Origin of the sequence: Pseudomonas sp. LFS074 (genome assembly GCF_047978165.1) — a bacterium.
Classification (GTDB): Bacteria; Pseudomonadota; Gammaproteobacteria; order Pseudomonadales; family Pseudomonadaceae; genus Aquipseudomonas; species Aquipseudomonas putida_P.
On sequence record NZ_JBFPFV010000001.1, the window covers coordinates 1,002,737 to 1,026,938 of the forward strand.

The following is a 24,202-nucleotide window of genomic DNA, read 5'->3' on the forward strand; positions in this document are numbered from 1 at the left end:
AGGAGTATTGGGGTGTCGAGTACCGATGATGATGACCTGGCAGGGGTCAAGGACTGGTGGAACCGCAACGGCAAGCCGCTGCTGACCGGCGCATTGCTGGCTGGCGTGGTGGTGCTGGGCTGGAATACCTGGCACAAGTACCAGAACAACCAGTCGCAAGGTGCCTCGCAGCTGTATCAGGCTTTGCTTGAAACCAGCCTGACGCCGACTGGCCAGCCAGACGCCACCAAGGTCGCGGAGCTGTCCGGCAAGCTCAAGAGCGAGTTCGGCGGCACCGCCTACGCCCAGTACGGCAGCCTGTTCGTGGCCAAGGTAGCGGTCGAGACCGGCAAGCTCGACGACGCTGCCGCCGAGCTGAAAAGCGTGCTGGACAAGCCGGCCGACGTGACCCTGGGCGAGATTTCGCGCCAGCGTCTGGCTCGCGTACTGGCCGCCCAGAACAAGGCCGAGGACGCCCTGAAGCTGCTTGACGGCGACGCCGACAAAGCCTTCCTGGCCAGCCGTGAAGAGTTGAAGGGTGACCTGCTGGTACAGCTGGGTCGCGCCGACGACGCGCACAGCGCTTACGAAAAAGCCAAGGCTGCGCTGTCCGATGACGCGGCGGTCGGTGGCCTGCAATTGAAGCTGGATGACCTGGCTAAAGGGGACGCGTAAGTGATCGGTTGGAAACATGCAGCAGTGCTGACCCTGGCCGTACTGGCCGCAGGTTGCAGCAGCAACAGCAAGAAAGAACTGCCCCCGGCCGAGCTGACCAAGTTCACCGAGGAAGTGGTGCTGAAAAAGCAGTGGAGCCGTTCGATCGGTGACGGCCAGGGTAAAACCTACAACACCTTGGTACCGGCCATCGAAAACGACCGTATCTACGCTTCCGACGTCAATGGCGAAGTCTTTGCCCTTGATCGCATCAACGGTGACGTGGTGTGGAAGAAAGACCTGGAGCTGCAGGTTTCCGGCGCTGTTGGCGTGGGCTACGGCCTGGTCATGCTCGGTACCCTCAAGGGTGAAGTCATTGCCCTGGACTCCAGCACCGGTGAAGAGCGCTGGCGCTCCCGCGTGACCAGCGAAGTGCTGGCCCCACCGGCCAACAACGGTGATGTGGTGGTGGTACAGACCCAGGACGACCGCCTGATCGGCCTGGATGCCGCCACTGGCGACCGCCGCTGGATCTACGAAAACACCCCGGCCGTACTGACCCTGCGTGGCACCGGTGCGCCGATCGCCACCAACCGTCTGGCCATTGCCGGCCTGTCCACTGGCAAGGTGGTCGCGGTGGACATCAACAACGGCGTGCCGGTGTGGGAAAGCCGCGTGGCCATCCCGCAGGGCCGTTCCGAGCTGGACCGTGTGGTCGACATCGACGGCGGCCTGCTGCTGTCCGGTGAAACCCTCTACGTCAGCACCTACCAGGGCCGCGTAGCGGGCCTGGACCTGGAAAGCGGCCGCGTGCTGTGGCAGCGCGATGCCTCCAGCTATGTGGGTGTCGCCCAGGGTTACGGCAACGTCTATGTCAGCGAAGCCTCGGGTACTGTCGAGAGTGTCGACGAGCGCTCTTCCAGCGCCCTGTGGAGCAACGACACCATGGCCCGCCGTCAGCTGTCGGCACCGGAAGTGTTCTCCAGCTACGTGGCTGTAGGGGACTTCGAAGGCTACCTGCACCTGCTGAGCCAGGTCGATGGCCGTTTCGTCGGCCGTGAGCGTATCGACAGCGATGGCCTGCGCGCCCGGCCACTTGTGGTCGGTGACACCATCTACGTCTTCGGCAACAGCGGCAAGCTCGAGGCACTGACCGTCCGCTGAAGCTATGCTTGGAGCCTTGGCGGGCTTCAAGCCGCGGCGTAGGAAACGCCGCCCGTACTCCGGCCGCTGCCTTGCAGCGGCCTTTGCATTTTCAAGAATTCGAGAGTGGAGAGCCGATGGTTCCCGTAATAGCCCTGGTGGGCCGCCCGAACGTCGGCAAATCCACCATGTTCAACCGCCTGACCAAAACCCGCGATGCCATCGTCGGTGACTTGTCGGGCCTGACCCGTGACCGCCAGTACGGTGACGCCACCTGGCAGGGTCGTTCCTTCATTTTGATCGACACCGGTGGTATCACCGGTGACGAAGTGGGCATGGACGAGAAAATGGCCGAGCAGTCGCTCATGGCCATCGAAGAAGCCGACTATGTGCTGTTTCTGGTCGATGCCCGTGCGGGCATGACCGCAGCAGACCAGATGATCGCCGAGCACCTGCGCAAGCGGAACAAGTCGGCGATTCTGGTTGCCAACAAGATCGACAACATCGACCCCGACGTTGCCCGCGCCGAATTCTCGCCAATGGGCATGGGTAACGCCATTCCGGTGGCGGGTTCCCAGGGCCGTGGTATCAATGCCCTGATGGAAGCCGTGCTCGGCCACCTGCCGCGTGATGCCGAAGACGAAGCCCTCGACCAGGAAGTCGCCGAAGGCGAGGAAGCCGTGCGCATTCCTGGCCCAAGCGAAAAGGATGGCATCAAGATCGCCATCATCGGCCGCCCCAACGTTGGTAAGTCGACCCTGGTCAACCGCATGCTCGGCGAAGAGCGTGTGGTGGTCTACGACGAGCCAGGCACCACCCGCGACAGTATCTACATCCCGTTCGAACGCGATGGCGAGAAGTACACCTTCATCGACACCGCCGGGGTGCGTAAGCGCGGCAAGATCCACGAGGAAGTCGAAAAGTTCTCGGTGGTGAAGACGCTGCAGGCGATCAAGGACGCCAACGTGGTCATCTTCGTCATGGATGCCCGCGAAGGCGTGGTTGACCACGACCTCAACCTGCTGGGCTTCGCCCTGGAAGCCGGCCGCGCCATCGTCATCGCCCTGAACAAGTGGGATGGCATGGAACCGGGCGAGCGTGCCTACGTGAAGACCGAGCTGGAGCGCCGGCTGTTCTTCGTCGACTTCGCCGACATTCACTTCATTTCCGCCTTGCATGGCACAGGTGTAGGCAACCTGTACAAGTCGGTGCAGGCCGCGTTCAAGTCGGCGGTCACCCGTTGGCCGACCAGCCGCCTGACGCAGATCCTCGAAGATGCCGTGAGCGAGCACCAGCCGCCGTTGGTCAATGGCCGCCGCATCAAGCTGCGCTATGCCCACCTCGGGGGTGCCAACCCGCCGCTGATCGTGATCCACGGCAACCAGACCGAGAGCATTCCCAAGTCGTACTCGCGTTACCTGGAAAACACCTACCGCCGCGTACTGAAACTGGTCGGTACGCCGATCCGTATCGAGTACAAGGGCGGTGAGAACCCGTTCGAGGGCAAGAAGAACACCCTCACCGACCGCCAGGTCAACAAGAAGCGCCGCTTGATGTCGCACCACAAGAAGGCCGAGAAGAAGCGCCGCGACAAGCGCTAGCAGTGATAACGGGGCCGCTATGCGGCCCCGTTTTTGATCCACCGCAATCCCCCTATTGTTTCAACCTTTTTCCTGACCGCTCGATCCGCTATGCTCGGACTCCACCCCGTGCCGGATACACCCCAGGAAAGAGGGCTCCATGATCCGCAGCAAACTGCCGAATGTCGGCACGACCATCTTCACCACCATGTCCCAGCTCGCCGTGCAGACTGGCGCGCTCAACCTGTCCCAAGGCTTCCCCGATTTCAATGGCCCGCAGGCACTGCTCGATGCGGTAGGCCGGCACGTGGCCGCCGGGCATAACCAGTATTCGCCGATGACCGGCTTGCCGGCCCTGCGCCAGCAGGTGGCGGCCAAGGTCGAGCGCCTGTATGGCGCCAGGGTGGATGCGGACCAGGAAGTGACCATCACCCCGGGTGCCACCGAGGCGATCTTTTGTGCCATCCAGGCGGTGGTGCATGCCGGTGACGAGGTGATTGTCTTCGACCCGTGCTACGACAGCTACGAGCCGTCCGTGGAGCTGGCCGGTGGCCGCTGTGTGCATGTGCAACTGAGCGACGGCAATTTCCGTATCGACTGGCAGAAGTTCAGCGATGCGCTGAGCCCGCGCACGCGCATGGTCATCCTCAACTCGCCGCACAACCCCAGCGGTGCCTTGATCACCCGCGAAGACCTTGACCAGCTGGCAAAGCTCGTTGCCGACCGCGATATTTACCTGGTCAGCGATGAAGTGTACGAGCACCTGGTTTATGACGGCGTTCGCCATGCCAGCGTGCTGGCCCACGAGCAGCTGTACCAACGTGCCTTCGTGGTCAGCTCGTTCGGCAAGACCTACCACGTTACCGGCTGGAAGACAGGCTACGTGATCGCTCCGCCCGCGCTGAGCGCAGAGCTGCGCAAGGTGCACCAGTACGTCAACTTCTGCGGGGTGACACCGCTGCAGTGTGCGCTGGCCGACTTCATGGCCGAGCACCCCGAGCATATCGATGAACTGCCGGCGTTCTATCAGGCCAAGCGCGACCTGTTCTGCGGTTTGCTGGAGGGCTCGCGCTTCAGCTTTGCCCGCACGGCGGGCACTTATTTCCAGCTGGTGGATTATTCGCAGATCCGCCCGGACCTGAACGATGTCGACATGTCGCTGTGGCTGACCCGTGAGCACGGCGTGGCGACCATCCCGGTGTCGGTGTTCTACCAGCAACCCATCCCCGAGCAACGCCTGGTGCGCCTGTGCTTTGCCAAACGAGAGGAGACGCTGCGTCAGGCAGCGGAACGACTATGCGCGATCTGAGCACACTGCCGAACCTGAGAGTCGCCCTGGTGCAAACCACCCTGGCCTGGCACGACCGCGAGGCCAACTATGCACACTTCGAGGAGTTGCTGGAGCAGGTGGGCGAAGTGGACCTGGTGATCCTGCCGGAAATGTTCACCACCGGCTTTTCGATGCAGTCGGAAAGCTTGTGCGAGCCGGAGAACGGCCCGACCTACAAATGGCTGAAAGCCCAGGCGAAGAAATACAGCGCGGTGATTACCGGCAGCGTAATCATCCAGGCGGCCGATGGTAGCCACCGCAACCGTCTGTTGTGGGCGCGACCGGACGGCGAGATCCTGCATTACGACAAACGCCACCTGTTCCGCATGGCCGGTGAGCACAAGCATTACACCCCAGGCGAGCGCCAGGTGCAGTTCGAGGTAAAGGGCTGGCGGATTCGCCCGCTGATTTGTTATGACCTGCGCTTCCCGGTGTGGAGCCGCGATGCCCAGGACACCGACCTGCTGCTGTACACCGCCAACTGGCCGGCAGCGCGCCGCCAGCACTGGAACCGCCTGTTGCCGGCGCGGGGTATCGAGAACCTGTGTTATGTGGCTGCGGTGAACCGGGTGGGCACGGATGGCAAAGGCTTTGCGTATTCGGGTGACAGCCAGGTGCTGGACTTCCAGGGCGAGAGCCTGCTGAGCGCCGGCGAGGCGGACGGGGTATTTACTGCTGTGTTGAGTGCGGCGGAACTGGCGGCGTACCGGGCCAAATTCCCGGCCAACCTGGATGCCGATACCTTCGAGTTGCACTGACAGCAGGTCAGGCCCCTTGTAGCACAAGGGGCCTGATGCCTTTCCATCAATGTCTGATCAGTAAACATCCCGCCGATACCGCCCATCCTCGATCAGTTGCTGCACAGCGGCTTCCCCAAGCATGCCGTTGAGCGCCGCATCTACCCCCGCAGCCATGCCTTGCAGGCTGCCGCAGACATACACACAGGCACCCTCCGCGACCCAGCGTTTGAACGCGTCAGCCTGCTGCAGCAACACATCCTGCACATACACCTTCTCGGCCTGATCCCGCGAAAACGCCAGGTCCAGCCGTGCCAGGTCGCCGCTGTCCAGCCAGCCCTGCAGTTCATCCCCACACAACAGGTCATGCGCTCGGTTACGCTCGCCAAACAGCAGCCAGTTGCGCTGCTCACCTGCATTTGCCCGGGCCCGGATCAAGCTGCGCAGGCCGGCAATGCCTGTGCCGTTGCCGATCAGGATCAGTGGGGCAGCGGTTTCGGGCAGGTGGAAGCCACTGTTCCTTCGCAGGCGCAGGCTCAATGTGCCGTTCAACGGCAAGTACTCGGTCAGCCAACCGGAACCCAGGCCCAGGTGGCCGTCGGCGTGGCGTTCCTGGCGCACGATCAGCTCCAGCACACCATCACTGGCGATCGAGGCAATGGAGTATTCGCGGCTGCCGATTGGCACCAGTGCGTCGATCAGCGCTTGCGGCTGCAAGCCGATCAGGTGATCGCGGCGTGTTGGCAGCTGGCGGCCAGCCAGGGCTTGGGCCAGTGTTTCGCTCAGGCCATTCACTTGCACCTGGGTGTTGGCGTCCAGTGCCATGCCCTTGAGGAACGCGTCGATCCGTGGCTGACCATTGAGCGGCAGGATCTCCACCAGGTCACCGGCTTCCCAGCTGGCAGGCGCCTCTGGGCGCAGGCCTAGCAGGTACACCGGTTGGCCCTGACTGCCCGGGTTGAGCAGTTCGCGGTGCACCAGCGACCAGTTGCCAAAGCTCGGCGGTTGCCATGCAGCTACCGGCTGGGCACCGGTTAGTTGTGCCAGTTCCTGCTGCCACTGCTGCAGGGCAGCCTGGTCGGCGTTGTCCACTTCCACCGGGCTGAAGGCGCTGCTGGCACCGCGCTCACCCAGCCACGCCTGCAGGCGTCGAGCAAAGCCGCAGAAGTGCGGGTACTGGCGATCACCGAGGGCGAGCAGGGCATAGCTGAGGTCGTTCAGTACCCAGGGCTGGCCGAGCACCTTGCGCTCGAAGGCGCGGGCGCTGTCGGGGGCTTCGCCATCGCCGAACGTGCTGACCACGAACAGCGCACGGCGGGCCTGGCGCAGGTCGTTTTCGCCCAACTCGGCCAGGGCGCGCACTTGCACTGGCAGGCCGGCGGCTTGCAATTGCCCGGCACTCTGCCAGGCCAGCTGTTCGGCAAAGCCGCTTTGGCTGGCAAAACCGATCAGCCAGCTATCGCCACTGCCGTTGCTACTGGCGACGTTGCCACGGGCCTCACGTACCTGGCGCTTTTTGCGGCGACGGTCGAGGTACAGCAGCCAGCCGGTGACGAAGAACAACGGCATTGTCAGGCTGGCGATGGTGACGATGATGCGCCCCGGCAGGCCAAAGTACTCACCGACGTGCAGGGCGTAGACGCTTTGCAGCAGCTGGGCCTTGAAGGATTTGTCGGTGTAGCGGTCGTGGTTTTTCACCTGGCCGGTGGCCGGGTCCAGCACCAGGGTGTTGAAGGCGCGAGGGTGATCGGCGTTGTCCAGCAGGTAGAACAGGTTGGCCGGCTGGCCGCCAGCCGGTGGCAGGCGCAGGTTGTAGGCGGCAAGGCCTGGGCCTGCGGCGTCCTTGAGGTTGGACCAGATGGCGTCGTAGTCGACCACCAGCGGCGGGGCATTCTTGTCGACTTTCTGCGGCCCGTGGCGGCCACGGCCTTCGCCGCGCTTCTGCTGCTGGCCGGCCGCTGGCGCGTCGGCCAGCAGCTTGTTCAGGCCTTCGCGGTACCATTCGTAGGACCAGAACAGCCCGGTCAGGGCGAACAGCAGATAGAACAGCAGGCACCAGGTGCCGGCCACGGCGTGCAGGTCCCAGTTGAAGGCACGGCCTTTCTTGGCCCAGTCGAAGGTCAGCCAGGTGCGCCAGTCCAGCGCCTTGCGCGGCCAGCGCAGGTACAGGCCGGACAGGCAGAAGAACACCAGCATCAGGGTGCAGGCACCGGTGATCTGCCGGCCAGTGTCGCCCATGGCCAGGAAACGGTGCAGGTTGAGCATGAGATTGAAGAAGCCTTGCCCGGCTACTTCGCCTTTTAGTTCGCCAGTGTACGGGTCGGCATAGCGCAGCTCGCCACGGCGTTCGCCCGGTGGTGGCATGAAGAAGATGCGTGCGGCATTGCCTTCGCGCACGTCCACCCACAGCATCGACACTTTGTCATGTTGCTGGGCTTCGACCCGCTGCACCAGTTCGGCCGGTGGCAGCACGCCTTCGGCGCGCACTTCTACCTTGAGCACATCGGCATTGAACGCACGCAGCAGTTCTTCCTGGAACGAGTACAGGGCGCCGGTAATGCCCATCAAGGCCAGTACCAGGCCTGCGGTGATGCCAAAGAACCAGTGCAATTGGAACAGCGTCTTCTTCACCACATCGATCACCTTGTCTTACTGCCGCACACTGCGCGGCGTGCATTATGCCTTGATACGCAAAAGCCCCGCTCACAGGAATGAACGGGGCTTGAGGGTGTTTCGTCAGAAGTGGACGCTGGTGGTCAACAGTGCAGTCCGCCCGGCCGCCTGGTTGGCGAAGTGGGTGGAGAAGGCCTTGTCGTAGTACACCTCGTTGGTCAGGTTCTGCACGTTCAACTGCAGGTCGACGTTCTTGGTCAGCTTGTAGGCGGCCATGGCGTCGTAGCGTACGTAGCTGTCGACCATGGTGGTGTTGGCCACGCTGCCGTACACGTCATCCACGTAGAAGGCACCGCCACCGACGGTCAGCTTCGGCGTGATCGAGTAGGTCGTCCACAGGCTGGCGCTGTTGTTCGGTGTGTTCGGCAGCTGGTTGCCGTCGTTGGCCTTGCCCAGCGGGCCGCCGTCGATCTGGCGAGCCTGCATGTAGGTGTAACCGGCGAATACCTGCCATTTGTCGGTGATCTTGCCGCTGGCCGACAGTTCGATACCTTGCACGCGGGTTTCGCCGACGTTTTCGTAGGTGGTGGTGTCCACCTGGACGCGGGCGTTTTCCTTCTCGGTGCGGAACAGTGCGGCGGTCAGCGACAGGCGCTGGTCGAGCAGGTCCCACTTGGTGCCGATTTCGTAGTTGGTGGTTTCTTCCGGCTCCATGTCGCTGCTCAACAGGTTGCCGTTGCGGTCAGTGCTGTTTGGTGGCGGGTTGCCTTCCATGCCTTCGCCAAGCATCGCGCCTGGAGGTGTCGCGGAGGTGGCATAGGAAACGTAGATGCTACCGTTCTCGGCTGGCTTCCAGACCAGGCCAAGTTGGCCCGTTACGAATTCACTCTTGTCTCGACCTTTGGCTGCGATTCCTTTGGTGTTCACGACGGTCGCGCCAGCAGCGTCATAAGTACGGTACTGGGTGTCGAAGTGGTCGTAGCGCAGCCCCATGTTCAGCAGCCAATCAGGCGTTAGCTCCAGGGTGTCGAACACATACAGGGCGCGCGTAGTGCCTTTGGTATCGGTGCCGGCGTAGTTGCGCGAGATCGCGCCGTTCCATGGGTCGTCCGGGTTCGGGTTGCCCAGCGAGGTGCAGTTGTAGCCGCTGTTCGCGCCGATCAGGCTTGGGTTACAGGTGGTGGCGGTCGAGCCACGGGTATTGGTGTCGACGTTGTAGGTGGAGCGCTTGCTCTCTTCACGGCTCAGTTCGATACCGGTGGAGAAGCTGTTCTTCAGGCCGCCCAGGTAGAACTCGCCGAACAGGTCGGTCTGGTTGGTGGTGGTGGCGGTGTTGCCGACACGGGTGTTGGCACGGCGCCAGACGCTACCGTTGTTGACGTTGCCCTTGCTGTCGTCAGGCTGGGTCAGGATGTAGTCCTGCATGCTGTTGCCGTGACGCAGGGTGTTCTTGATGGTCAGCGAGTCGGTCAGGTCGTGCTCGATGGCGAAGGTGGCGATGTCCACGCGGCTCTTGCGGAAGTCACGACCGGTCAAGCCATAGAAGTTATCGCTGTCGCCGCCGTCGTCCGGTTTGCTCGGGTGCGCCGAGGTGCGTCCACCGCTGCCATTGGTCGGAATGCTGTACGGGATGCCCGAATCCGGCAGGTCGTCGCTTTCCAGGTGGTAGTAGTCGAGGTTGACGCGGGTCGGGGTGCCCAGGCCGAAGGCCAGCGATGGGGCGATACCCCAGCGGTCGTAGTTGACCTTGTCGCGGCCGGCGACGTTGCTTTCGTGGGTCATCAGGTTCAGGCGGCCGGCAACGGTGTCGCTGAATTGGTAGTTGCCGTCGAAGGTGTAGCGTTGGGTCTGGTCGCTGCCCCAGGTCCAGGCGCCGTCCAGCGAGTTGCCCAGGTGCGCACGCTTGCTCACCAGGTTGATGGTGCCGCCGGCCGCGCCGCGGCCACCGATGGCCGAGTTCGGGCCCTTGGCCACTTCAACCGATTCGATGGCAAAGATTTCGCGGGTTTGTGCGCCAGTGTCACGCACGCCATCCAGATAGGTATCGCCTTGGGCGTCGAAGCCGCGAATGAACGGGCGGTCACCTTGCGGGTTGCCGCCTTCGCCGGCACCAAAGGTGATGCCCGGCACAGTACGCAAGGCGTCCTGCAGGGTCAGGGCATTGGTGTCCTTGATCACTTGCTGCGGGATCACGGTGACCGAGCGCGGGGTGTCCACCAGCGGCGCGGTGTACTTCTGCGAGGCGGCCTTCTCGACCTTGTAATCGGTGCTGGCTTGTTCAGCCTTGCCGTTGACGCTGGTGGCATCGAGGGTAATGGCGCTGCTGGCGGCCGGGTCGGCGGCATACACCGACGAGGCGCTAAGGGCGACACCGATGGCAGACACGATCAGGCGTGGCGAACTCACTGCAGATGGTACGTACTGGCGCATTGCTTAGGACCTTCCCCAAGGTGTTGAGGCGGCGGATACTAATGTAAGCAATTGTGACTAACAATTGAGAGTCGTTACCATTCGTGAAGAATTTACAATCTTTACAATTTGCCCTTACGGTTTCATACAGCTGAAACGTCTTAAGCGGCGAACGGGGCTTGTGCAGCGCAAAAGGGAATCAATATCATTGGCGCCTTTACATTTCCTAACGGTGCTGCCGCCATGCTGCTTCACATCCCAGGCCTGTTCGACGCTGATGAACTGGCCCGTATCCGCGAGGCGCTGGAGCAGGCCGACTGGGCCGATGGCAAGGTCACGGCTGGTTATCAGTCGGCCAAGGCCAAACACAACCTGCAGTTGCCGGAAGGGCACGCGCTGGCCAAGGAGATCGGCTCTGCGCTGATCGACCGCTTGTGGAAAACCCCGCGCTTCATGTCTGCAGCGTTGCCGCACAAGGTGTTCCCGCCGCTGATCAATTGCTACCGCGAAGGTGGCAACTTCGGTTTCCACATCGACAACGCCCTGCGCCAGCCCAAGGGCAGCCCGGAGCGGGTGCGTACCGACCTGTCTTCCACGCTGTTCCTCAGCGACCCAGACAGCTACGACGGCGGTGAGCTGGTGATTCAGGACACCTATGGCGTGCAGCAGGTCAAGCTGGCCGCCGGTGACCTGGTGCTGTACCCCGGCACCAGCCTGCACAAGGTCAACCCGGTGACCCGTGGGCAGCGCTATGCCGCATTCTTCTGGACCCAGAGCCTGGTGCGCGAGGACAGCCAGCGGGCACTGCTGTTCGAGATGGACAACGCCATCCAGCAACTGACTGCCGATGTGCCAGACCATCCTTCGCTGCTGCAACTGACGGGCACCTACCACAACCTGCTGCGCCGCTGGGCTGAGGTCTGAGCCGTGTCCTATCTGTTGCGACGTGAAGAAGTGGTGGATGTGGCCGGCTTGCAGGCCATGCTCGAAGAAAGCCCCGGCAAGGCCGCCCAGGCGATCTTGGCGGCGGCGGGGCAGGGCGCGGTCGAGGCGCAGTTGCTGTTGGGGCAGATCCTGCTGGATGGCCGCGGTATTGAAGAAGATGCAACCGTGGCCCGGCGTTGGTTTGGCATTGCCGCACAGGGCGGCAGTGCCATGGCGCACAACATGCTCGGGCGTTGCCTGGAACATGGCTGGGGTGGCGAGGTGAGTTTGTCGCAAGCGGCCGTTCACTATGCGCGTGCCGCCGACGCGGGGCTGGACTGGGGCCTGTACAACCTGGGCAACCTACTGGCGACCGGGCGCGGTGTGCCGGCCAATCAGGGGCAGGCACTGATGTGCTACGAGAAGGCTGCGCAAATGGGGCATGCCAAGTCGATGAACCTGTATGGGCGTTACCTGGAGCAGGGCATTGCCACGGCGCCCAGCCCGGCGCGGGCGGTACGCTGGTATCGGCGTTCGGCCGAGGCGGGGGATTTCCGTGGGATGTTCAGCCTGGCGCTGGTGCTGGTCGAGCGTGGGCAACTGGCCGAGGCTGGGCAGTGGCTGGAACACGCGCGGGTTGAAGGGAACATGAACTTCCTGCGCGCTGCGTTGGTAACCTTGCAGGCCGCCGGGCCGGTGTTGATGGCTTTTGCGGCGCGGTATGCCGAGGAGATCGAGCGGCGCGGGGCGTGATGGCGCGGCCCGAAGGGCTGCCCGGTACCTGTGGGCGCCGGTAGCCGTTCCACATTACCTTCGGTGCGCGTGATGATCATGCTGAAAGCCCATTTCCCGAGGGGCTGACATGTCATTCATTCAAGAACGTTCTTTCATTGCCACGCTGACTTCCACTACGCCTGGCTACCAGGGCATTCTCGATTCTGTCGAGTTCAAAACTATGCCTGCCTCGCGTTGTAACAACTGGCTCACCGTTGCATCACCGTATTCAGTCCGGGCACAGCAACGCTTTTGGTTTGGTTACTTCGAGGGCGACAGGCCTGGCTACAGGATTGTCACCGTGGAGTCGGAGGCGGGGGCGTCCCATCGTGATACCTGGGACCTGGGCAGCGGAAATTGCGTGGGTTACTACCCGAAAGTCGCCAAGCCATTGTTATGGCGCATTTGGGTCAGTGGCCAAGCGCTGGCGATCCCAGAGGTTTCCGAGTATTCAGGGGTGACGATTGCCGCAGTTGGTAGCGTACCGCTGGGGGTTCGTGATCGTAAATCGTGGGAGGATCACTATGTCAGCGCAGGTGCGCCGAACAAACTGATCATGCAGATGTGTATCAGCGAGGTGAACGTGCCGTACTTCGACAGCTATTCAATGTTTCGGCGCTGAGCGAGCATTGAAAACGGGGCCTTGCGGCCCCGTCTTGCATTACAGGTAGTAAGCCTTCAGCGGCGGGAAACCGTTGAATTCCACTGCGCTGTAGCTGGTGGTGTAGGCGCCGGTCGACAGCCAGTACAGGCGGTCACCGATGGCCAGGTTCAACGGCAGGCCGTACTTGTAGTTCTCGTACATGATGTCGGCGCTGTCGCAGGTCGGGCCGGCGATGACCACTTCTTCAGCTTCGCCTTTTTTCTCGGTCCAGATCGGGAACTTGATGGCTTCGTCCATGGTTTCGATCAGGCCGGAGAACTTGCCCACGTCGGTGTAGATCCAGCGCTCGACGGCGGTACGCGACTTGCGCGCCACCAGCACCACTTCGCTGACCAGGATGCCGGCGTTGGCGATCAGCGAACGGCCTGGCTCCAGGATGATTTCCGGCAGCTCGTCACCGAAGTCTTCCTTGAGGAAGCGAATGATTTCTTCAGCGTAGGTTTCCAGGCTGTTGGTGCGGGTGATGTAGTTGGCCGGGAAGCCGCCACCCATGTTGATCAGCTTCAGCTCGATGCCGTCTTCTTCTTTCAGGCGCTCGAAGATCACCTTGACCTTGGCGATGGCGGCGTCCCACACGCTGATGTCACGCTGCTGCGAGCCCACGTGGAAGGAAATGCCGTAAGGTACCAGGCCCAGGTCGCGGGCGAGGATCAGCAGGTCCATTGCCATGTCGGTCTGGCAGCCGAACTTGCGGGACAGCGGCCAGTCGGCAGTGGTGGAGCCTTCGGTCAGGATACGCACGTACACTTTCGAGCCCGGTGCGGCCTTGGCAATGTTGCGCAGGTCGGCTTCGGAGTCGGTGGCGTACAGACGCACGCCCTTCTCGTAGAAGTAGCGGATGTCCTTGGACTTCTTGATGGTGTTGCCGTAGCTGATGCGGTCGGCGCTGACGCCACGGTCCATCACCTTGTCCAGTTCGTAGATCGAGGCGATGTCGAAGCTCGAACCTTTCTCTTTGAGCAGGTCGATGATCTCGACGGCCGGGTTGGCCTTGACCGCGTAGTAGACCTTGGCGAATTCGAAACCGGCGCGCAGGTCGTCATAGGCCTGGCTGATCATCTGGGTATCGATGAGTACGAACGGGGTTTCCTGCTTGTCGGCGAACGCCTTCATTTTCTGGAAGGTGTCACGCGCGAAATAGTCTTCGACCTGGATCGACATGCTCAGGGACTCCATGGGCAAACTGAAAGATTAAGTGGCTGCAAACTGAACGTCCTCCGTATCCCCACTTTGGTTCGCCTACTCAGTACTTGAGCCGGATGGATCGTTTCCAGCATGGACGTTCGGCGCGCACTTTAGGGCGTGAAGAATGCAGAATCAACAGGCAATCCGGGCGTGATCGGCGTGGATCGACGACCAGCCATTTGAATAACCGACTCGTGTGACCGGCTGATGTTCCCCACGATGTTTCAAGCGTAAAAAATTGTGGAATGGACCCTGTCGGCCCCCGCGCGGGTAAACCCGCTCCCACAGGGTTTTTGCTGTTCCTGTGCCTGCATGTCTACCCGTGAAGGGGGCGTAGGTGTTCATATTTATGGCCACATTTTCCTGGTACCCACGTACAGGAAATGGCCCATAAATTTTTTGTTACCGACTGGCGGATTTGCTGGTTTTGATGAGAAACATTACTATTCGCACCCTTATCCGCCTCCCTGATGACCCAGACCGTGTCCGGACACAAAGGCTTCTTCGACCATTACCATGAGCTTATAGGCACCTGGACGCGCAAGCTGCGCTGTCGTCAGCAGGCCGAAGACCTCACCCATGATGCCTTTGTCCGGGTACTGGAAAACCCGCGCGAGCAGGTCGAGCAGCCACGCGCCTACCTGCACCAGACCGCACGCAACATTGCCGTGGATGGTTTTCGCCGCGAAGACCGCCGCCAGGCCCTGGCGCTGGAAGCCTTTGACGAGGGCAGCACCGGCAGTGGTGACCCAGAGGCCTACGTGCATGCGCTGGAGCTGGCCGACAGCGTCGAGCGGGCATTGGCCGAGTTGCCGCTCAACTGCCGGCAGGTGTTCATCTGGCAGAAGCTCGAAGGCCTGACCCAGGCCGAGATCGCCGAGCGCATGGGGTTGAGCAAGAACATGGTCGAAAAGTATATGATCCGCACGCTCCGGCATTTGCGTGAGCACTTGGATGTGTCGGCATGATGAGTCAGGAGACCTTTTCGATGAAACAGCACGGTACCGATACCGTCCGCGAGCAGGCGGCCGCATGGTTTGCCCGCGTGCAGGATGCGCCTCGGGATGCCGGGCTGCAGAAACAGTTGCGTGCCTGGCTGGCGAGCGACGAGCGCCACCGGGAAGAATACGAACACCTCGACCGCGTGTGGCAGGCCGCCGCTTTCATTCCACGCCAGCGCCTGGAGGCGCTGTGCCAACCAGACCCGGTGCAGCAGTTGCCACGTCGGCGGTTCGTGCGCCAGGCGTTGGCCGCCAGTGTCGCGGTATTGGCACTGGGCCTGGGTTGGGGCGGTTGGCACTATCAGCATCTGAACCATCAGGGCAGCTTGCAGACGGCTTTCAATGAGCGTCGTCAGGTCGAACTGCCGGATGGCTCGCAGCTGGAGCTCAATGGCAGTACACAGGTGCAGGTCGACTTCAGTGCCGGCCAGCGGCATATTCGCCTGAATGCCGGTGAGGTCATGTTCAGCGTCGCCCACGACAGTGACAGGCCGTTCGTCATCGACACCGCTCAAGGCCGCGTGACGGTAACCGGTACCCGCTTTGACGTGCGCCTGGACCCGGCCAGCACCCGTGTGGCGGTGGAGCAGGGTTCAGTGCGTGTGCAGGGCAAGGGTGCCTCGTTGGCGCAGCTCACGGCAGGGCAGGGCTCGCATATCGATGCACAAGGCCTGGTCACCGCACCCTACGCAGTCAATGCCGCCACTGTGACGGCCTGGCGCCAGGGCAAGCTGGTGTTCGACAACGCCACCCTCGCCGAAGTCGTGGCCGAAGCCTCGCGCTACCGTAGCCAGCCATTACGGGTCGCCCCTGGTAAAGTCGCCCAACTGCGCCTGTCCAGCACCTTCAATGTCGATGACACCGACGCCCTGTTGCGGGCCTTGCCGAGCATCCTCCCCGTGGCCATCAAGGCCCATGAAGACGGCTCCAGCGAAATAATCGCGAAATAGATTCAGGTTTTTTTTCGCTCGTTCGTCTTCCTCGCCAGCTGCAACTGCCAAGCATTTCCATTTGCATGCGGTTGGCGTTTATTCCGCTCTCCAGGATGTTTCGACGACGTGAACAACAACAAACCCTTCCCACGCTTGCGCGCCTTGGCGCTGGCCCTGGCGGTCAGTGCCGTGGCCGTCAACAGCCAGGCCGCAGAGGCCGGCAACACCATCCAGATCCAGGCCCAGCCGTTGGGCTCGGCGCTGACCCAGCTCGGTCAGCAGACCAGCCTGCAGCTGTTCTTCAGCCCCGAGCTGGTCGCCGGCAAGCAGGCCCCTGCGGTGTCCGGCAACCTGGCGCCGGTGCAGGCGCTGCAACAGTTGCTGCAAGGCAGCGGGCTGACCTTCGAGATGTCCCAGGACACCGTTGTAATAAAGCCTCTGCCGACCACCCTTGAGCTGGGCAGCGGCAGCCTGGAGCTGGCACCCACCGACATTAAAGTGGTCGGTGACTGGCTGGGTGATGCCCAGCAAAGCGTGGTGCAGAACCACCCTGGCGCACGCACCGTGGTGCGCCGCGAGGCGATGGTGGAGAAGGGCGCAATGAACGTGCGCGACGTGCTGCGCGGTATCCCCGGCGTGCAAGTGCAGGACTCCAACGGCACCGGCGGCAGCGACCTGTCGCTGAACGTGGGTGTGCGTGGCCTTACTTCGCGCCTGTCGCCGCGCTCCACGGTACTGATCGATGGCATCCCGGCTGCTTTCGCACCGTATGGTCAGCCACAGCTGTCGATGGCGCCGATTTCCTCGGGCAACCTCGACAGCATCGACGTGGTGCGGGGGGCCGGCTCGGTGCGCTATGGCCCGCAAAACGTCGGTGGGGTGATCAACTTCGTGACCCGGGCAATCCCCGAGAAAGCCTCGGCGGAGTTGTCTACCACCCTGGAAACCTCCCAGCATGGCGGCTGGAAACACACCGAGTCGGCCTTCGTCGGCGGCACGGCGGACAACGGCATGGGCGTGGCGCTGCTGTACACCGGGGTTAACGGCAACGGTTACCGTGAAAGCAACAACGGCAACGACATCGACGACGTCATCCTCAAGACTCACTGGGCGCCCACCGACGTCGACGAGTTCTGGCTCAACTTCCATTATTACGATGGCCGTGCCGACATGCCCGGCGGTTTGACCCAGGCCCAGTACGACAGCAACCCGTACCAGTCCCTGCGCGACTACGACTACTTTGCCGGCCGGCGCAAGGATGTATCGTTCAAGTGGCAGCGCCAGCTCGACGATGCCACCCAGTTCGAAGTGCTGACCTACTACACCGACAGCTTCCGCGGCAGCGCCATCGCCTCGCGGGACATGAAGACCCTGTCGTCGTACCCGCGCAACTACCACACCTTCGCCATCGAACCCCGCGTCTCGCGAATCTTCTTCGCTGGCCCGACTACTCAGGAAGTCAGCGTGGGCTATCGCTACCTGAAGGAAGCGATGCGCGAGCAATCGACGCGCCTGGCGCTGATCGACAACGTGCCCACGTATACCCCGACTTCCGATGGCCACGTGTTCCAGGACCGCAGCGGCGGCACCGAGGCCAGTGCCTACTACATCGACGACAAGATCGACGTGGGTAACTGGACCATCACCCCTGGCGTCCGGTTCGAGCACATCAACACCGATTGGCGCGACCGCCCGGTGCTGGATGCCAACAACCGCCCGGTGCCGGAGAAGAAGCGCAGCATCACCAGCAACGAGCCGCTGCCGGCGCTGAGCGTGATGTACCACATCTCCGATGCGTGGAACGTGTTCGCCAACTACGAGACTTCGTTCGGCAGCCTGCAGTACTTCCAGTTGGGCCAGGGCGGTAGCGGCAACAACACGGCCAATGGCCTGGAGCCGGAGAAGGCCAAGACCTACGAAATCGGCACGCGCTATGACGATGGCGGCTTTGCCGGTGAGCTGACCGCGTTCTACATCGACTTCGATGACGAGCTGCAGTACATCAGCAACGATGTGGGTTGGACCAACCTCGGCGCCACCAAGCACCAGGGTATCGAGGCCTCGGTACGTTATGACCTGGCCGGGCTGGACCCGCGCCTGGACGGGCTGTCGGTGAGTGGTGGCTACACCTACACCCGTGCAACCTATGAAGGGGATATTCCGGGCTTCAAGGGGCGTGACCTGCCGTTCTATTCACGCCAGGTGGCTACTGCCGGGGTGCGTTACGCGGTCAACCGCTGGACCTGGAACCTGGACGCCTACGCCCAATCCAAGCAGCGTGCGCCGGGCACCGGGATCAATGCCGATGGCAGCTTCAATGGCGACTACATTACCGAGCCGAGTGCCGATGGGCAGTATGGCGATATTCCGGGCTATGTGACCTGGCATGCCCGTGGCGGGTATGAGTTCGGGCCAGAAATGTCCAACCTGAAGCTGGCGGCGGGGGTGAAGAACCTGTTCGACAAACAGTACTTCACCCGCTCCAGCGACAACAATGCCGGCATCTATGTGGGTGAGCCGCGGACCTTCTATGTGCAGGCCAGTGTAGGGTTCTGACACCGCGTCGCCTGATTCGCGGGCAAGCCCGCTCCCACAGGATTGCGCAAAGCCTAGGGTAAGCGCGAGCCCTGTGGGAGCGGGCTTGCCCGCGAAGAGGCCGGTTCAGGAAATCACTGCTTCAGCCGGCGACACGATCGAAGTCTTCGCCCCGCGCGACCTTCCTGAACTCAGGTAGGCCGCAATCGACTCCTGCGTCACCTCGCCCAAAAACACCTGTTCGGCATCCAGCACTGGCAACCACGCCCGGTTGAACTCGTACATGCGCGACAGCAGGATGCGCAAATGTTCATCGTGCGATGCCGTGGCATTGAACGGCCGTAGGAAGTCGCCACAGGTGCCTTGCTGGCGGTGCATGTCGCGCCGGCGCACATAGCCCAGCGCCTTGTTCTGCGCATCGGTCACCACCACATAGCGGCGGTCGTGTTCATCAAGCAGTTCCAGTGCATCGTTTACAGGCGTTTCCGGGCTTACCGACGGCGCGTTGTCTGCGGCATCCTCGGCACGCACCAGCAGCAGGCGCTTGAGGGTGCTGTCCTGGCCAACGAAGTTGCTGACGAACTCATCGGCCGGGTGGGCCAGCAGGGTGTCCGGGTGGTCCAGCTGCAACAGCTTGCCGGCACGGAAGATGGCAATCTTGTCGCTCAGCTTGATCGCTTCGTCGATGTCGTGGCTGACCATGATCACCGTCTTGTTCAGCGCCCGCTGCATTTCGAAGAACTCGTTCTGGATCATTTCGCGGTTGATCGGGTCGACCGCGCCGAACGGCTCGTCCATCAACAGTACCGGTGCTTCGGCAGCCAGCGCGCGGATCACGCCAATGCGCTGCTGCTGGCCACCGGAAAGTTCGCGTGGGTAGCGCTGCAGGTACTGTTTAGGTTCGAGCTTGATCATGTGCATCAGCTCGCGGGCGCGTTCATGGCACTTTTGCTTGTCCCAGCCAAGCAGGCGCGGCACTACGGTGATGTTCTCTTCGATGGTCATGTTGGGGAACAAACCGATCTGCTGGATCACGTAACCGATGTGCCGGCGCAAGGTCACTTCGTCCAGCCCGGTGGTGTCTTCGCCATTGATGAACACTTGGCCGGAGGTCGGTGTGATCAGGCGGTTGATCATTTTCAGCGTGGTGCTCTTGCCGCAGCCCGAAGGGCCGAGGAACACGCAGATTTCCCCTTCGTTGACCGTAAGGCTTACCGAGTCGACGGCTTTGACGTCCTTGCCGTTGACGTTGAAGGTTTTGCTGAGGTTCTTCAGTTCGATCATGAGCGCAGTCCTTCTGGAGTCAGGGCACGTTGCAGGGTTTGCAGCAGCAGGTCGGCGATGATGGCCAGCAGGCTGACCAGCACGGCGCCGACCAGCAGCATCGACATGTCGCTGCGGCTGATGGAGGTGAGGATGAGCACGCCCAGGCCACCGGCGCCGATGGTGGCGGCAATGGTCATGACGCCAATGTTCATCACCACGGCGGTGCGCACACCGGCGAGAATCACTGGTACGGCGATGGGCAGCTCGACCATGCGCAGGCGCTGGCCGAAAGTCATGCCGATGCCGCGTGCGGCTTCACGGATTCCGGGCTCGACATTGGTCAGGGCCAGGTAGGTGTTGCGCAGGATTGGCAGCAGCGAATACAGGAACACCGCAGTAATCGCCGGCAACGGCCCCAGGCCCTGGCCGAACTTGGAGTAGAACGGCAACAGCAAGCCGAACAGGGCGATAGAAGGGATGGTCAACAGCACCGTGGCGCTGGCTTGCAGCGGGCCTGCGAGGGTTGGGAAGCGGGTCATCAGGATGCCCAGCGGAACCCCCACGAGGATTGCCAGGCTTACGGCAATGCCCACCAGGGTGATGTGCTGCCAGGTCAGTTGCAGCACCTGTGCCCAGTCCAGGTGGCTGAAGGTATCGATCAGGTTCATGGCTGGCCCTCGCTGTTCAGTGGGTGCTCACGCAGGAAAGTGGTGGCCACGGCGGTGGGGTTCTGGTGCTCGACATCGACCTTGGCGTTGAGCTGGCGCATGGTTTCGTCGTCCAACTGCTCGGCCAGCGGCTTGAGCAGGGCGACCAGCTGCGGGTTGGCGTCGAGCACGGCTTTGCGCACAACGGGTGCTGCGGTGTAGTCAGGGAAGTAGTGCTTGTCGTCTTCCAGCAGCTTGAGGTCGAAGGCGTTAAGGCGGCCGTCGGTGGTGTACACCAGGCCGGCGAACACCTGGTTGTTGCGCATGGCGGTGTACACCAGGCCCCCGTCCATCTGGCGGATATTGCGCCGGTCCAGCGGCAGGCCGTACATCTCGCGCAGGCCGACCAGGCCGTCGGGGCGGTTGGCGAACTCGGTGTCCAGCGCCACCAGGTGGGTACGCTGGCTTTCGTCGCGCAGCACCTGGTTGAGGTCGCTGATGGTGTTGACCTGCGGGTAGGCGTCAGCCACTTGCTTGGGCAGGCCCAGCGCGTAGGTGTTGCTGAACTTCGACGGGGTCAGCCAGATCAGGTCCTTTTTCGCATCCAGCGCCTTCACCCTGGCGAAGGTGGCTTCGGCACTGGGCATGCGCTCATCGATGTGGTTGTACGACACCAGCGACACGCCGGTGTATTCCCACATCAGGTCGAGCTGGCCGGTTTCCTGGGCCTGGCGCGCGATGTTGCTGCCAAGGCCGGTGGTGACGCGTACGTCGAAGCCGTTGGCGCGCAGGTATTGCGCGGTGATTTCGGCAAGCACGGTCTGTTCGGTGAACACCCGCGCGCCGATGCGGATCAGCGGTTTTTCCGCCGCCTGGGCAAATCCTGCGAACAGCAGGGCCGCGCCCAGCAGCAAGGCGATTCTCTTCTTCATAACGTTCCCTATCCTTATTGGGCCAGGCCACGTTCCAGCCAGCGCTTGCTGGAGAAACTCACCGCGGCATCCAGCACCAACGCCAGCAGTGCGGTGCACGCGGCACCCAGCAGCAGCTGCGGCTGGTTGTTCAGGGCGATGCCGGGGAAGATCAGGCTGCCCAGGCTGTTGGCGCCAATCAGGAACGCCAGCGGTGCGGTACCCACGTTCAGCGCCAGGGCCACGCGTACACCACCGACGATGATCGGCACCGCGTTGGGCAGTTCCACCTGCCACAGTTGCTGGCGCGGGGTCATGCCGATGCCGGTGGCGGCTTCCTTGAGCGAGGCGGGGACGTTTTTCAGGCCCTCGTAGGTGTTGCGCACGATAGGCAGGAGGGAGGCGAGGAACAGTGCGAAGATCGCAGGCCCGGCGCCGATGCCCAGAATACTCAGGGCGATGGCCAGAACGGCCAAGGGGGGGATGGTGTTGCCAACGTTGAAAAACTGCATGAAGCGCTCGGCTTTGTCGACCCGGTGCGGTCGACTCAACGCAATGCCGGCGGGGATGCCCACGGCCAACGCCGCCGCCATCGAAGCCAGCACCAGTATCAGGTGCGCTTGCAGGTAGAACCCAAGATCGTCGCGATAACGCGCGATCGTGTCGATGCCGATCCAGTGGATCAGCAGGGCCAGGATGACGAGCACGGTGGCGCATCCCAACAGCCCTTTACCGTAGCGTTTAGCCACAGGCGGACTCCTTGTGTTGTCGGCGAGCACACTTCTTTTTTGCCGGCCAGTCCTGGCGGCGATTGGTGTGTTCGCGAGTAGCAGCGTGACGCACGCCGAAGGCTGCGATCAGGCCATGAGCCGAACCCCGTCGGGCCCGAAAATGCTGATGAAACCAGTCCCCAACCGAAGCGGGTTGCAGGGGAGTGGACGTCTCCGTGGGCGTAAAGGTTCCCATCTGAGGCGGCATTTGGCCAGCGTTAATCACTGGGTGGTGGGTTTTTTGGCGAGAAAAAACAGCGGCTTAATGCACTGTAGGCGTTGAAATAACTGCGCTGCGGCCATCTGTCGTGATAAAGCGATTGCCTGTTGAATTTGTTGTGCCTGTCCCGGCCCCTTCGCGGGCACGCCCGCTCCCACAGGGCTCTCTATTGTCCTCAAGCCTTTTGCAGAACCTGTGGGAGCGGGCGTGCCCGCGAAAGGGCCGGGACAGGTGTCACTGGTTCAGCAAGTTTTGGTCTGGGCCCAACTTCAGGTATGATATCGCCCCTTTTTGAATCCCCCAGTCAGGCGATTTCCCATGACCAACCAGGCCGCCGAAGTCGCGAAGCGCCGCACTTTCGCAATTATTTCCCACCCCGACGCTGGTAAGACCACCATCACCGAGAAGCTGTTGCTGATGGGCAAGGCCATTGCCGTCGCCGGTACCGTGAAGTCGCGCAAGTCCGACCGCCACGCCACCTCCGACTGGATGGAAATGGAGAAGCAGCGCGGCATCTCCATCACCACCTCGGTGATGCAGTTCCCGTACCGCGAGCACATGATCAACCTGCTCGACACCCCCGGCCACGAAGACTTCTCGGAAGACACCTACCGCACCCTGACCGCGGTGGACTCGGCGCTGATGGTGCTCGACGGCGGTAAAGGTGTAGAGCCGCGTACCATCGCCCTGATGGACGTGTGCCGCCTGCGCGACACACCAATCGTCAGCTTCATCAACAAACTCGACCGAGACATTCGCGACCCGATCGAGCTGCTCGACGAGATCGAAGCCGTTCTGAAGATCAAGGCCGCGCCAATTACCTGGCCGATCGGTTGCTACCGCGATTTCAAGGGCGTGTATCACCTGACCGGTGACTACATCGTGGTGTACACCCCAGGCCACGGCCACGAGCGCACCGAAGCCAAGATCATCCAGAACCTGGACTCGGACGAAGCCCGCGCCCACCTGGGCGACCAGTACGACTCGTTCGTCGAGCAACTGGAGCTGGTGCAGGGCGCCTGCCACGAGTTCAACCAGGACGAGTTCATCAACGGCCAGCTCACCCCGGTGTTCTTCGGTACCGCATTGGGCAACTTCGGTGTCGACCACGTGCTCGACGCGGTAGTCGACTGGGCGCCGCGCCCGCTGGGCCGTGTTGCCCACGAGCGTACCGTGGAGCCTGTGGAAGAGAAGTTCACCGGTTTCGTGTTCAAGATCCAGGCAAACATGGACCCGAAACACCGCGACCGTATCGCCTTCATGCGTATCTGCTCGGGCAAGTACGAGAAGGGCATGAAAATGCGCCACGTTCGCCTGAACAAGGACCTGCGTATCGGCGATGCGCTGACCTTCTTCTCCTCCGAGCGCGAGCAGTTGGAAGAGGCCTTTGCCGGTGACATCATCGGCCTGCACAACCACGGCACCATCCAGATCGGCGACACCTTCACCGAAGGCGAGGCGCTGGGCTTCACCGGTATCCCGCACTTCGCTCCGGAGCTGTTCCGCCGCGTTCGCCTGAAGGACCCGCTGAAATCCAAGCAACTGCGTCAGGGCCTGCAGCAGTTGGCCGAAGAGGGTGCGACCCAGGTGTTCTTCCCGGAGCGCAGCAACGACATCATCCTCGGTGCGGTGGGTGTGCTGCAGTTCGACGTGGTCGCCAGCCGCCTGAAGGAAGAATACAAGGTCGAGTGCGCCTACGAGCCGATCACCGTATGGTCGGCGCGCTGGATCAGCTGCGATGACAAGAAGAAGCTCGAGGAATTCCAGACCAAGGCCATGGAAAACCTGGCCATCGACGGTGGCGGGCACCTGACCTACCTGGCGCCGACCCGGGTCAACCTGGCGCTGATGGAAGAGCGCTGGCCGGACATCAAGTTCCGCGCTACCCGCGAGCATCATTGAGTATTGGAGTTGGGGCCGCGAAGCGG

General features: G+C 62.3%; 19 protein-coding genes. 12 read left to right on the plus strand and 7 right to left on the minus strand.

Features of this window, described 5'->3' with window-relative positions; all coding sequences use genetic code 11:
• Window positions 1–12: 12 nt before the first annotated feature.
• The 5 genes from ACNQP3_RS04610 to ACNQP3_RS04630 all read left to right on the plus strand — a co-directional run bounded on the left by ACNQP3_RS04610 (window position 13) and on the right by ACNQP3_RS04630 (window position 5,444).
• On the plus strand, window positions 13–654 hold the full coding sequence (locus ACNQP3_RS04610) for a tetratricopeptide repeat protein (protein WP_012270600.1): 642 nt from the start codon (window positions 13–15) through the stop codon (window positions 652–654).
• Window positions 655–1,797: an outer membrane protein assembly factor BamB gene (gene bamB / locus ACNQP3_RS04615; protein WP_264316842.1), complete on the plus strand. Its 1,143-nt coding sequence runs from the start codon at window positions 655–657 to the stop codon at window positions 1,795–1,797.
• Window positions 1,798–1,913: 116 nt separating this feature from the next.
• The gene (der, locus tag ACNQP3_RS04620; protein ID WP_012270602.1) at window positions 1,914–3,377 is read left to right on the plus strand and encodes a ribosome biogenesis GTPase Der; all 1,464 of its coding nucleotides are present in this window, start codon (window positions 1,914–1,916) and stop codon (window positions 3,375–3,377) included.
• 139 nt (window positions 3,378–3,516) lie between these two features.
• Window positions 3,517–4,665, plus strand: a complete 1,149-nt coding sequence (locus ACNQP3_RS04625; RefSeq protein ID WP_012270603.1) for a pyridoxal phosphate-dependent aminotransferase — start codon at window positions 3,517–3,519, stop codon at window positions 4,663–4,665.
• Window positions 4,653–5,444, plus strand: a complete 792-nt coding sequence (locus tag ACNQP3_RS04630; protein ID WP_012270604.1) for an amidohydrolase — start codon at window positions 4,653–4,655, stop codon at window positions 5,442–5,444. The genes ACNQP3_RS04625 and ACNQP3_RS04630 overlap by 13 nt, the downstream gene beginning before the upstream one ends.
• Window positions 5,445–5,501: 57 nt before the next feature.
• Here the strand turns inward: ACNQP3_RS04630 and ACNQP3_RS04635 are convergent, their stop codons facing one another.
• On the minus strand, window positions 5,502–8,057 hold the full coding sequence (locus tag ACNQP3_RS04635) for a sulfite reductase flavoprotein subunit alpha (RefSeq protein WP_264316843.1): 2,556 nt from the start codon (window positions 8,055–8,057) through the stop codon (window positions 5,502–5,504).
• A 102-nt stretch (window positions 8,058–8,159) separates the two neighbouring features.
• Window positions 8,160–10,466, minus strand: coding sequence for a TonB-dependent receptor (locus tag ACNQP3_RS04640; protein WP_012270606.1), 2,307 nt, complete (start codon window positions 10,464–10,466; stop codon window positions 8,160–8,162).
• 222 nt (window positions 10,467–10,688) lie between these two features.
• Between ACNQP3_RS04640 and ACNQP3_RS04645 the strand changes: the two genes are divergently transcribed.
• From ACNQP3_RS04645 to ACNQP3_RS04655, 3 genes are all read left to right on the plus strand, one after another.
• The gene (locus tag ACNQP3_RS04645) at window positions 10,689–11,369 is read left to right on the plus strand and encodes a Fe2+-dependent dioxygenase (RefSeq protein ID WP_060493213.1); all 681 of its coding nucleotides are present in this window, start codon (window positions 10,689–10,691) and stop codon (window positions 11,367–11,369) included.
• A 3-nt stretch (window positions 11,370–11,372) separates the two neighbouring features.
• Window positions 11,373–12,122 (plus strand): tetratricopeptide repeat protein, encoded by a 750-nt coding sequence (locus ACNQP3_RS04650; RefSeq protein ID WP_012270608.1) that lies wholly within the window; start codon window positions 11,373–11,375, stop codon window positions 12,120–12,122.
• A gap of 109 nt (window positions 12,123–12,231) precedes the next feature.
• On the plus strand, window positions 12,232–12,765 hold the full coding sequence (locus tag ACNQP3_RS04655; protein WP_012270609.1) for a hypothetical protein: 534 nt from the start codon (window positions 12,232–12,234) through the stop codon (window positions 12,763–12,765).
• 39 nt (window positions 12,766–12,804) lie between these two features.
• On the opposite strand, the gene ACNQP3_RS04660 is transcribed toward ACNQP3_RS04655, so the two are convergent.
• Window positions 12,805–13,968, minus strand: coding sequence for a type III PLP-dependent enzyme (locus ACNQP3_RS04660; RefSeq protein ID WP_012270610.1), 1,164 nt, complete (start codon window positions 13,966–13,968; stop codon window positions 12,805–12,807).
• 494 nt (window positions 13,969–14,462) lie between these two features.
• Between ACNQP3_RS04660 and ACNQP3_RS04665 the strand changes: the two genes are divergently transcribed.
• From ACNQP3_RS04665 to ACNQP3_RS04675, 3 genes are all read left to right on the plus strand, one after another.
• On the plus strand, window positions 14,463–14,960 hold the full coding sequence (locus ACNQP3_RS04665; RefSeq protein ID WP_012270611.1) for a sigma-70 family RNA polymerase sigma factor: 498 nt from the start codon (window positions 14,463–14,465) through the stop codon (window positions 14,958–14,960).
• 20 nt (window positions 14,961–14,980) lie between these two features.
• A complete protein-coding gene (locus ACNQP3_RS04670) occupies window positions 14,981–15,943 on the plus strand; it encodes a FecR family protein (RefSeq protein WP_264316844.1) in 963 nt (320 codons plus the stop codon).
• Window positions 15,944–16,051: 108 nt separating this feature from the next.
• Window positions 16,052–18,481: a TonB-dependent siderophore receptor gene (locus tag ACNQP3_RS04675; protein WP_264316845.1), complete on the plus strand. Its 2,430-nt coding sequence runs from the start codon at window positions 16,052–16,054 to the stop codon at window positions 18,479–18,481.
• Window positions 18,482–18,586: 105 nt separating this feature from the next.
• Here ACNQP3_RS04675 and ACNQP3_RS04680 read toward each other — a convergent pair whose 3' ends face one another.
• From ACNQP3_RS04680 to ACNQP3_RS04695, 4 genes are read right to left on the minus strand one after another with little or no spacing between them, the layout of a single operon-like run.
• On the minus strand, window positions 18,587–19,744 hold the full coding sequence (locus tag ACNQP3_RS04680) for a betaine/proline/choline family ABC transporter ATP-binding protein (protein WP_264316846.1): 1,158 nt from the start codon (window positions 19,742–19,744) through the stop codon (window positions 18,587–18,589).
• Window positions 19,741–20,394, minus strand: coding sequence for an ABC transporter permease (locus tag ACNQP3_RS04685; RefSeq protein ID WP_012270615.1), 654 nt, complete (start codon window positions 20,392–20,394; stop codon window positions 19,741–19,743). The genes ACNQP3_RS04680 and ACNQP3_RS04685 overlap by 4 nt, the downstream gene beginning before the upstream one ends.
• A complete protein-coding gene (locus ACNQP3_RS04690; RefSeq protein WP_264316847.1) occupies window positions 20,391–21,305 on the minus strand; it encodes a glycine betaine ABC transporter substrate-binding protein in 915 nt (304 codons plus the stop codon). Before ACNQP3_RS04690 ends, ACNQP3_RS04685 begins: the two co-directional genes overlap by 4 nt.
• 14 nt (window positions 21,306–21,319) lie before the next feature.
• Window positions 21,320–22,033, minus strand: a complete 714-nt coding sequence (locus tag ACNQP3_RS04695) for an ABC transporter permease (RefSeq protein WP_012270617.1) — start codon at window positions 22,031–22,033, stop codon at window positions 21,320–21,322.
• A 559-nt stretch (window positions 22,034–22,592) separates the two neighbouring features.
• Between ACNQP3_RS04695 and ACNQP3_RS04700 the strand changes: the two genes are divergently transcribed.
• Window positions 22,593–24,176, plus strand: coding sequence for a peptide chain release factor 3 (locus ACNQP3_RS04700; protein ID WP_012270618.1), 1,584 nt, complete (start codon window positions 22,593–22,595; stop codon window positions 24,174–24,176).
• The last annotated feature ends 26 nt before the right edge of the window (window positions 24,177–24,202 follow it).

Bases quoted from the DNA above. Each gene is read 5' to 3' on its own strand.
- der (WP_012270602.1), top strand. From the start codon at position 1,914: ATGGTTCCCGTAATAGCCCTGGTGGGCCGCCCGAACGTCGGCAAATCC.
- ACNQP3_RS04625 (WP_012270603.1), top strand. From the start codon at position 3,517: ATGATCCGCAGCAAACTGCCGAATGTCGGCACGACCATCTTCACCACC.
- ACNQP3_RS04630 (WP_012270604.1), top strand. From the start codon at position 4,653: ATGCGCGATCTGAGCACACTGCCGAACCTGAGAGTCGCCCTGGTGCAA.
- ACNQP3_RS04640 (WP_012270606.1), bottom strand. From the start codon at position 10,466: ATGCGCCAGTACGTACCATCTGCAGTGAGTTCGCCACGCCTGATCGTG.
- ACNQP3_RS04645 (WP_060493213.1), top strand. From the start codon at position 10,689: ATGCTGCTTCACATCCCAGGCCTGTTCGACGCTGATGAACTGGCCCGT.
- ACNQP3_RS04655 (WP_012270609.1), top strand. From the start codon at position 12,232: ATGTCATTCATTCAAGAACGTTCTTTCATTGCCACGCTGACTTCCACT.
- ACNQP3_RS04660 (WP_012270610.1), bottom strand. From the start codon at position 13,968: ATGTCGATCCAGGTCGAAGACTATTTCGCGCGTGACACCTTCCAGAAA.
- ACNQP3_RS04665 (WP_012270611.1), top strand. From the start codon at position 14,463: ATGACCCAGACCGTGTCCGGACACAAAGGCTTCTTCGACCATTACCAT.
- ACNQP3_RS04670 (WP_264316844.1), top strand. From the start codon at position 14,981: ATGAAACAGCACGGTACCGATACCGTCCGCGAGCAGGCGGCCGCATGG.
- ACNQP3_RS04680 (WP_264316846.1), bottom strand. From the start codon at position 19,744: ATGATCGAACTGAAGAACCTCAGCAAAACCTTCAACGTCAACGGCAAG.
- ACNQP3_RS04685 (WP_012270615.1), bottom strand. From the start codon at position 20,394: ATGAACCTGATCGATACCTTCAGCCACCTGGACTGGGCACAGGTGCTG.
- ACNQP3_RS04690 (WP_264316847.1), bottom strand. From the start codon at position 21,305: ATGAAGAAGAGAATCGCCTTGCTGCTGGGCGCGGCCCTGCTGTTCGCA.
- ACNQP3_RS04700 (WP_012270618.1), top strand. From the start codon at position 22,593: ATGACCAACCAGGCCGCCGAAGTCGCGAAGCGCCGCACTTTCGCAATT.